This window comes from uncultured Gimesia sp. (assembly GCF_937919775.1).
In the GTDB taxonomy this organism is placed as follows: domain Bacteria; phylum Planctomycetota; class Planctomycetia; order Planctomycetales; family Planctomycetaceae; genus Gimesia.
The window spans coordinates 1-4504 of the sequence record NZ_CALFPF010000203.1 but is presented as its reverse complement, the minus strand read 5'-3'; the positions used below and the strand labels follow the sequence as shown (position 1 = coordinate 4504).

Annotated in this window: 3 protein-coding genes and 1 pseudogene; 3 read left to right on the top strand and 1 reads right to left on the bottom strand. The window is 51.6% G+C overall.

Features of this window, described 5'->3' with window-relative positions; all coding sequences use genetic code 11:
- From Q0294_RS05330 to Q0294_RS05320, 3 genes are all read left to right on the top strand, one after another.
- The coding region (locus Q0294_RS05330) for a transketolase C-terminal domain-containing protein (protein WP_299461653.1) at window positions 1–1329 on the top strand (1329 nt) is incomplete at its 5' end.
- 56 nt (window positions 1330–1385) lie between these two features.
- Entirely contained in the window at window positions 1386–2795 is a 1410-nt protein-coding gene (locus Q0294_RS05325) for a hypothetical protein (protein ID WP_299461652.1), read from the top strand.
- Between the two features lie 282 nt (window positions 2796–3077).
- Window positions 3078–4013, top strand: a complete 936-nt coding sequence (locus tag Q0294_RS05320; RefSeq protein ID WP_299461650.1) for a diguanylate cyclase — start codon at window positions 3078–3080, stop codon at window positions 4011–4013.
- A gap of 50 nt (window positions 4014–4063) precedes the next feature.
- Here Q0294_RS05320 and Q0294_RS05315 read toward each other — a convergent pair.
- Window positions 4064–4504 (bottom strand): annotated as a pseudogene (locus Q0294_RS05315) (hypothetical protein); the annotation flags it as partial.

The window sequence follows — 4504 nt, the reverse complement described above, 5'->3', positions numbered from 1 at the left end:
CGCGTCGCCCCCTTTTATAATGGCCTAAAACGGGATGTCTCCTGGTTATTGAATAAACTTCCCGTCGTCGGCGAATCGATGGAACACACACTGGGCAGCTTTAAAGAAGCCGTCAAAGGCTTCCTGCACGGAGGCATGCTGTTTGAGGAAATGGGCTTCCGCTATATCGGCCCCGTTGATGGTCATAATATTGAAGAGCTCTCCGGCTACCTGCAGATGATCAAAAACATCAAAGGCCCCGTTCTGTTACACGTGTTAACAGAAAAAGGGCACGGCTTTGAACCGGCCACAAATGACCCGGTTTCCTTTCATGCGCCGGCTCCTTTCCAGCGCAATGAAGAAAATGAAATTGTGCCCATTGAAAAACCGGGCAGCGGTGCATCCAAAGCATTTACCGATGTGGTCAGCAGTTCGATCTTTCAGGCGATGACCGACAATGATCGAGTGGTCGTACTGACGGCAGCCATGTGTGCCGGCAACAAACTGGGCAAAATTCGCGATGGCTTCCCCGATCGATTTTTTGATACCGGAATCTGTGAAGCGCATGCGGTCGCTTTTGCAGGGGGCATGGCGAAAGCGGGGCTGCGACCGATTGTGGATATCTACAGCACGTTCCTGCAGCGCAGTTTCGATCATATTTTCCAGGAAGTCGCGCTTCAAAACCTGCCGGTCACCTTCTGCATGGACCGGGCCGGAATTGCCGGTGAAGATGGTCCCACTCACCACGGGGCGTTTGATAATACCTATATGAGATGCTTCCCGAATATCGTCCTGATGTCCCCCGGCGATGCCCGGGATGTCGAGCCGATGCTTGATTTCTCCCTGAATTATGCAGGGCCGACGGCCATTCGCTACCCCAAAGCTCCCGCTGATTCCGTCGAACGGAAAGTCGCACCGGTCGAACTGGGCAAATCGGAAGTCTATGTCTGGGGCAAAGATGGAATGCTCATCGCCTTTGGTTCTCTGTTCACCAATTGTATCCAGGCTGCAGAAAAACTCCGGGAAGAAGGCCTCGACGTGGGGGTAATCAATGCCCGTTTTGCCAAACCATTAGACACGGAAGTAATCAATCAGGCGATTCAGGAATCGGGCTTTGTGATTACCGTTGAAGAAGGTACACTTTGCGGCGGTTTTGGTTCAGCCGTTCTGGAATCTGCCAATACTGCAGGGCTCAACACAAGTCACCTCAGACGACTCGGTATTCCTGACCGCTTTATCGAACATGGTAATCGGAATGAATTACTGGTGGACCTGGGGCTGGATGTTGCCGGAATCATAGCGGCAGCGCGTGAAATGCTCCAGCAGACCAAAGTTACGGTAAACGAATAAATTTCCTTCATTCATTCTCCAATCAGTATGGACGCTTGATCTACGGAGCCTTCCGAATGTTTTTATTGAACAGAGCACTTCCCTCACGAATTCTATGTTTTTTCTGTTTTTCCCTTTCGCTGGTCGCAGCCAGTCTGAGTTCAGAGACGAAATCCGCTGCCGCAGAAACCTACGAATTCCGGGAGTCGAACACAGACTCTCGCACATTTAATGTCAATTCGACCATTAAAGTTGATGGACTGCTGGAAACGGCAATCAAATCGGGTCAGTCAAGAACACTCAAACTGGATGTGGAAGGCAAACTCCAATACCTGGAACGCAGACTGCCGGGCAAAGGCCGTGATGCGGAAGCGCTTCGTTCACTTCGTTACTACGAGTCGGCGACAGCGAACATTGATGTGCAGGGACAAAAAACGTTTGCCCGCGGCCGCGATAAACACCGCATGATTGTCGCGGAGGGCACAACGGAAGGGCTTTCCTTACACTCTCCTGTCGGGCCGTTGATGCCATCCGAGCTGGAATTACTCAACTCCCCGGGAGACAGCCTGCCCGTGATCGCACTGCTGCCACAATCTGAGGTCGAAGTAGGCGAAGTCTGGACTCCCGATCGCTGGGTGCTTCAGTCGCTCACAGGGCTCGAAGCAGTCCTGAAGTCAGAACTCACCTGCAAACTGGAATCCGTGGAAAACGAACTGGCAAACATCAGCTTTCAGGGAAAAATTGAAGGAGCCACCGTTGGAGCGCAAACGGAAATTGCCGTCACAGGCAAGCTGCAGTTTCGAATGAATGGCCATTTCATCAGCCATCTGGAAATGGAACAGACCGAAAAACGATCGGTCGGTTCAGTCAGTCCGGGGATGAAAGTCACTGCCCGCGTGAACTGGAATCGCACACTGGCGGTTGGAACGGGACCATTGACGGATGAAGCTCTGGCTGCCATCCCCCTGGAAACAAAACCCGAAGCCAAATACCTGAGTTTTGAGCCTCCCTGGGATGTTCGACTGCTGCTCCCGCGAGACTGGTATGTCTTTCATCAGACAAGCCAGGTAGCCGTCTTGAGATTACTCGAAAAAGGGAGCCTGATAGCACAAACCAACATTTCAAAAATCCCCTCGGTCAAGCCGGGCAGCCACACTTCGGAAGAACAGTTCCAGCAGGACATTCGTACTTCCCTGGGCGCCAATCTGATTAAAATACTTAAAGCGGAAAACCTCTCTCCGGCAGACGGAAAGTTCATTCACCGGGTCACTGTAGCCGGTAAAGCAAACGAAATTCCCGTACAATGGATTTATTACCTGTGTGCGGCCCCCTCCGGCAGGCAGATTTCCTTTGTCTTTACGGTCGATGAAAAACTGGTCGACCAACTGGACAATCGGGATACAGACCTTGTGCTGAGTCTTGAATTTCTGGAGCCGCAGGCCCCTCCCGTTCAGGCTGGGCCCGCGGAAGCCAGCGAACGAAAATAATTTCCGAGGGCTTTACCGCACTGAAATGGTTCAGAACCGAACCAGCGATCATCCTTTCTCTGTCGAAATAATCCCTACAATCACTACTTTCATCGACCGATATTCCTTCACGTCGAAGATTTGTAGGCTACATTCCTCCCGAGTGCGAACTAAGCTTCGTTGTAGAGAACTCGATTTCGAATTCTATGCGCGGATCAATTCTGATCAAACTGCGATTTCCAGCAACGATAGTTTCATCTCCTTCAGAGGAAGCAGATTTACTTCCTGATCAGGCAGAGAAGCATGACGATATTTCTAACAACATCCATGATTTCCATGTCGAATGACATTCTGATTTGTTTCGGGGCCGGTTTACTCATCGCCGTCAGCCTGGGTTTCACTGCAGGTTACTTTTTCGGCAAGGGTGCCCCCGCACGCAATTTCCGCCGTGCGAAAAAACATATCCAGAGCTGCTTTCAACATGTTAAAGAGACGCTGGATACCGCTCAGTCCGCATGCGCACTGCTCGAGAAGTTTCCTGGAATGCTCCTGACCAAAGAGCAATCCAGCGAACTCAACAGGAAACGATCTAATTTGCTGGATCTGATCAATCGGCTGGTCGAACGAAAATTTTCGGACCAGGAACAGATCCAGCCGGAAAAAAAACCGGATAAAAAGAAACCTCAGGTCTTTCCGGCAATGCAATGGGTTTTTGAACCGGAACAGTCTCACTTAAAGCTGCCGGACACCATAGCGTTTGAAGCCAACCTGGAAATGATGCTGCTCGCGGGAACATCCACCGAGCTGACCAGCGGTCTGCTGCTCGTACAGATGAATCAGTCGGAGCAGCTTAAGGAACGATTTGGAATTATGGCCCCTGTCAAGTTTATGAAGACACTTTCACGTCTGGTTCTGCACAAAATAAGAGACGAGGAGATCATCTGTCTCTGGAAAGCGGACACTCTGGCAATTCTGTTTCCCGGTGTGCCGATGAACGAGGGTCAGTCCAATGCGGAAACGATCCGCGATGCCATTCGGCACCACCATTTCCGTCTGGAATCAGATAGCCCGGAAGTTGTCGTCACCGCCAGTCTCGCGTATATCACCTGTGTTCCCGGCGACTCGGCAGAACTGGTGCTCGACCGCGGTTTGCACGCACTGGCCAAATCACAGAAAAAAGGCCGTAATCAGCTGATCATTCAAGACAGCCACTCCTACGAGCATAAAGCTGCGGTTTGAACTTGAAGTAGACAACTCGGCTGCCTGCCCCCCGTCTGCTCAGAGGCCCGTTATTCCGACCGTGTCGGTTCCATTTCGCTGATCCATTTCTGAATCAAATCAACGGCTTCCTGATGTACGATTCGATTACCGATATTGGGCATTCGCGCTGCCAGATCGCTGGATTGCAATCGGTGCATTAAGATCGATTTCTCCGGCGCACCGGGAACGATATCGTAACTGCGTCCTCCCGATCCCCGGCCTGCGGCCACCGGTGTTTTCCAGACGCCAATTTTGGCAGGATCATTTTGCGTCAAACGTAAATCCAATCCTGTCGTCCGGGCATTTCCGCCGGGGCTATGGCAGTGCGCACAATTAACCGCCAGATAAGCGCGCACGCGCTGATCCAGGTTGCCTGAACCCGGTTCGTCAAAAGCGGCCATAGTTTCAATGGTTTCGGGGTCCGGCACTGCATTCAGCAACTTGTTTCGCTTCAGATAGGCCAGTTGATT

Coding starts and splice junctions, on each gene's coding strand:
- Q0294_RS05325 (WP_299461652.1), top strand. CDS start 1,386: ATGTTTTTATTGAACAGAGCACTTCCCTCACGAATTCTATGTTTTTTC.
- Q0294_RS05320 (WP_299461650.1), top strand. CDS start 3,078: ATGACGATATTTCTAACAACATCCATGATTTCCATGTCGAATGACATT.